Annotated in this window: 5 protein-coding genes; all 5 read right to left on the reverse strand. The window is 66.6% G+C overall.

Annotated elements, in window-relative coordinates; genetic code table 11:
• Positions 1 to 18: 18 nt before the first annotated feature.
• Positions 19 to 234, reverse strand: a complete 216-nt coding sequence (locus tag CHU93_RS00050; protein ID WP_094472193.1) for a GbsR/MarR family transcriptional regulator — start codon at positions 232 to 234, stop codon at positions 19 to 21.
• Positions 235 to 306: 72 nt separating this feature from the next.
• Positions 307 to 1,203 carry an HNH endonuclease gene (locus CHU93_RS00055; RefSeq protein ID WP_094472194.1) on the reverse strand — a complete coding sequence of 299 codons (897 nt, stop codon included), beginning with the start codon at positions 1,201 to 1,203 and terminating at the stop codon, positions 307 to 309.
• Between the two features lie 5 nt (positions 1,204 to 1,208).
• On the reverse strand, positions 1,209 to 2,540 hold the full coding sequence (locus CHU93_RS00060; protein ID WP_243374980.1) for a type II toxin-antitoxin system HipA family toxin: 1,332 nt from the start codon (positions 2,538 to 2,540) through the stop codon (positions 1,209 to 1,211).
• Positions 2,537 to 2,752 carry a helix-turn-helix domain-containing protein gene (locus CHU93_RS00065; protein ID WP_094472195.1) on the reverse strand — a complete coding sequence of 72 codons (216 nt, stop codon included), beginning with the start codon at positions 2,750 to 2,752 and terminating at the stop codon, positions 2,537 to 2,539. The genes CHU93_RS00060 and CHU93_RS00065 overlap by 4 nt, the downstream gene beginning before the upstream one ends.
• A gap of 131 nt (positions 2,753 to 2,883) precedes the next feature.
• The gene (locus tag CHU93_RS18080; protein WP_094472196.1) at positions 2,884 to 3,114 is read right to left on the reverse strand and encodes a restriction endonuclease; all 231 of its coding nucleotides are present in this window, start codon (positions 3,112 to 3,114) and stop codon (positions 2,884 to 2,886) included.
• Positions 3,115 to 3,157 lie beyond the last annotated feature (43 nt).

Consider the following 3,157-nt stretch of genomic DNA (forward strand, 5'->3'; position numbering starts at 1 on the left):
TTGGACGCCGATCCAGGGTCAACTTTGCGCGCCGATTGACACGTTGGAACGCGCCATGCCAAGCTTTTCGGCGATCTCTTCAGCCGTGAGCGGGCGATCGGAGAGCAGCAGCAGCGCTTGAATCTGCGCGACTGAGCGATTGACGCCCCACTGGCCGCCGAGATCACCCCAGCGCAGCACGAACGCCTCCACGGCGGCGGGCAGTTTATCCGACTCGATTGTTGTTTCTGTCATGACAGAAATATCTGCTAGATAATAACTCGGGTCAAGGGATTGGTTTCGAAGACAAGCTGCGGCGGCTTGACGCTACTGCTTGAAACAATGCTCGCGGTGCCACGCCAGGAAGGCCGGATGCGGGCGGTCCAGCGGACGCAATGGAGGGATGGCGAAACCGGTCTTGTTGATCAGCGAGCGGATGCTCTCGGGGTCGTTGGCCTGACGGCTGACAAGGATTTCGAGGTCGTCGCCGAGTCCGATCAGGCCGCGATCGAACATCCAGTGGACAGTGCCCGACAGCGCGATGCCGTTGGTGACGATGTCGGGGCCGCCGCGTTCCACCGGGCGGATATGGGCCGCCTCCACCTCGGCGCGGCCGCCGCCGTTGATGAGCTTCAGGCCGGTCACCGCGCACCTTGCATCGTAGGCCTCGACCACGCGGCGGCGGAACAGCCGGTCGCGCACGAGGCGCGAGCCGAGGTTGGCGACACGGTCGCGCTCGACCTCGAACTGGAAGGGTGCGCGGTCTTCGCGGAGCATCGTGTCGCCGGCCTGATCGATGCGCGGGAGGAAGCTGTCGTCCTCGGCAAGGCCGAGGTCGATGATGCGGTTGAAGTCCTCGATCGATAGCGGCCGGACCGCCGACTGGGCGCGGCCCGAGATCTTGCCCTCCTCGTTCAGCACGCCCCGTTCGACCAGGCCCAGCGGACCGTTGAACGGGACCGGGTTGGGGAAGTCCAGATAGGTGCCGGGCTCGATCAGCGCGGCATACATGTCCTTGGCAGTCGGGTCGGGAACGACATGGGCAACCTTGGCGACCGCGAAGTAGCCGCGCGTGTCGCGAATCTTGCTCGGCTCGTAGTAGATGATCCAGTCGCCGATGCAGGCGCTGACGCGGGTCAGGTACTGGCGGGGGAACTGGTACCGTTCGGCCGGGCTGTCGTCGTAGATCGAGTCGGTGCGGTGGACGAAGATGCCCTTGGTCATGGCGCTCAGCTCCTCGCGTTGGTCGCGTAGGCGCTTGGTCCTACTGCCGGTGCGTCGTCGGCTCCGGGATCGGTCAGATCCGGGGTGCCGTCTTTGCCGGCGTGGGCCCGTACCTCGGTCGCGCGCTCGGCGATCTCCTTGGCGAACACGTCGAGCATCGTGGCTCCCGCTGGCATCGCCGCGACCTCCTCAACTGCAGCGGGCAGCTCGCGCAGCAGTCGCGCGGTCACCTGTTCGACCCGCTGGATCGTGCCGCGCGCTGCCAGCCCGGCGGCTTCGGCCAGGCGGCGCCAGTGGCGGCCGTAGATGTGCTGGCCGCGGCGTTGGCCGCCGATCGCCTGGGCGTGGTTCTGGGTGATGTTGGCCCAGGCGAGGCCCGACATCAGGTCATAGAGCGGGGCGAGCTGCGGGGCGCCGGGGCCCAGCAGGATCGAATAGTTCTTGGCGTGTGAATCCACGTTGCCGATCGCCACGTTGACGATCACCGCATCGAGCAGCCGGGTGATGTCACGCGCGGTCATGTGCCGGCGGACCAGGGCGAACATGTCGGCGAGCGAGGGGCCGCGGGTGCCCGTGCCGTTGAACTCGTACTTGGCGGCGGGCGGCCGGCCGAGCGCCTGGCAGAAGTCCTCCTGATGCAGGCGGCGCACCGCGCGGCCGGTGCCGGTCCGGTCGTAGCGCTCGACCAGCAGATAGCTGCGCTCCCCGGCGAGGCCAGTGGTCACGGGGGCGACACTCAGGCCCGCGCGGCGAGCGAGGACCATGCAGAGCGCCTCGTTGGCGACGCTGCCAGGCAAGCGCGGATTGTCGGGCTTGAGGATGTGAGTGGAGGGGGCACCGTTGACCGGGATGGCGATCTGGCCGTCGATCAACGCAACGGGCAGTTTCTCCTGCGCGCCGGCCAGGCTCATCGCGACGCCCTCCTCGCCGACCAGGAAGGGCCGGGCGGGCAGATCCGCGATGATCAGTTCGAGCGCGGTGGCGTCGGGGACGGTGCGGTAGCCGGGCTCGCCGCTTGCGGGCGGCGGAGCGATGCTGAGCGAGCCGGCAAGATCGGAGCCGGTGCGGGCGATCAGGCCCAGCGCATCCTCCGGCGCAGCGCCGAGCGCCCGCGTCATCGCGCGCAGCGGCTCGCCTTCAGGAAGAAGGTTCATCAGCCAGGGCAGGACCAGCTCGCTGCCGTAGGCACCGACCTGCAGGGGCATGGTCAGCGACACGGGGAAGCGGTCCGGGCCGGACAGCCAGGCTTCGGTGTAGGTGAGGGAGGTTGCTCCAGCCTCGGCGCGGATGATGGCGACCTGACGATCCTCGTAGAGAACCGGAAGCTCCACCGTCACGACCGCGGACTGCCGGTGGCCGTGAGCTGCAAACCAACCGCCTTGGCTGCGGCGAGGGCCTTGCCGAGCTGGGCGGTGGGCTTGCCCGCCTCGAGCTCGACGATGAACCGCTCTCCGCTGTTGATGGCGAGCGCCAGCTCCCGCTGGGTCAGGCCAAGGGCCTTGCGAGCAGAGGCGACGGCAGCGCCGAACTGGGTTGCGTCATCGATCATGGGACTCTTACCGATCGGGAAGATTGCACAAGAGCAGGGAGAGTTCAAGGGTGAAACTTACCGAGCGGGAAGATCGAAAGCGCGGCGAGCAGCTACAGCGCTAAATCTTACCGATCAGGAAGAATAGCGATTCAATCGGCGAAGAAGTCCTCGTCGACCCGTTTGACCTCCACCGAGCGATAGCGGCGAACGCCGACATCGAACTCAATCATCAGCTCGGTGAGCCTATCGCCGTCGATCAGGATCACGCGCTGTTGCAAACCGCGGGCATACTCCTGCGCTTGCTTGCTGAACGAGGAGGTCGTCACAAAAACGCCCTTGGTGGCACCGAGGCCGACCAGACTGCCGACAAAGCCCTGGATCTCTGTGAACCGCGCTGGGTTTGCCGGAGGCTATTTGGTTTGA

Origin of the sequence: Sandarakinorhabdus cyanobacteriorum, from assembly GCF_002251755.1 — a bacterium.
In the GTDB taxonomy this organism is placed as follows: domain Bacteria; phylum Pseudomonadota; class Alphaproteobacteria; order Sphingomonadales; family Sphingomonadaceae; genus Sandarakinorhabdus; species Sandarakinorhabdus cyanobacteriorum.

What these genes read in the sequence shown, in the direction of transcription:
- CHU93_RS00050 (WP_094472193.1), bottom strand. Translation starts at nt 234, where the DNA reads ATGACAGAAACAACAATCGAGTCGGATAAACTGCCCGCCGCCGTGGAG.
- CHU93_RS00055 (WP_094472194.1), bottom strand. Translation starts at nt 1,203, where the DNA reads ATGACCAAGGGCATCTTCGTCCACCGCACCGACTCGATCTACGACGAC.
- CHU93_RS00065 (WP_094472195.1), bottom strand. Translation starts at nt 2,752, where the DNA reads ATGATCGATGACGCAACCCAGTTCGGCGCTGCCGTCGCCTCTGCTCGC.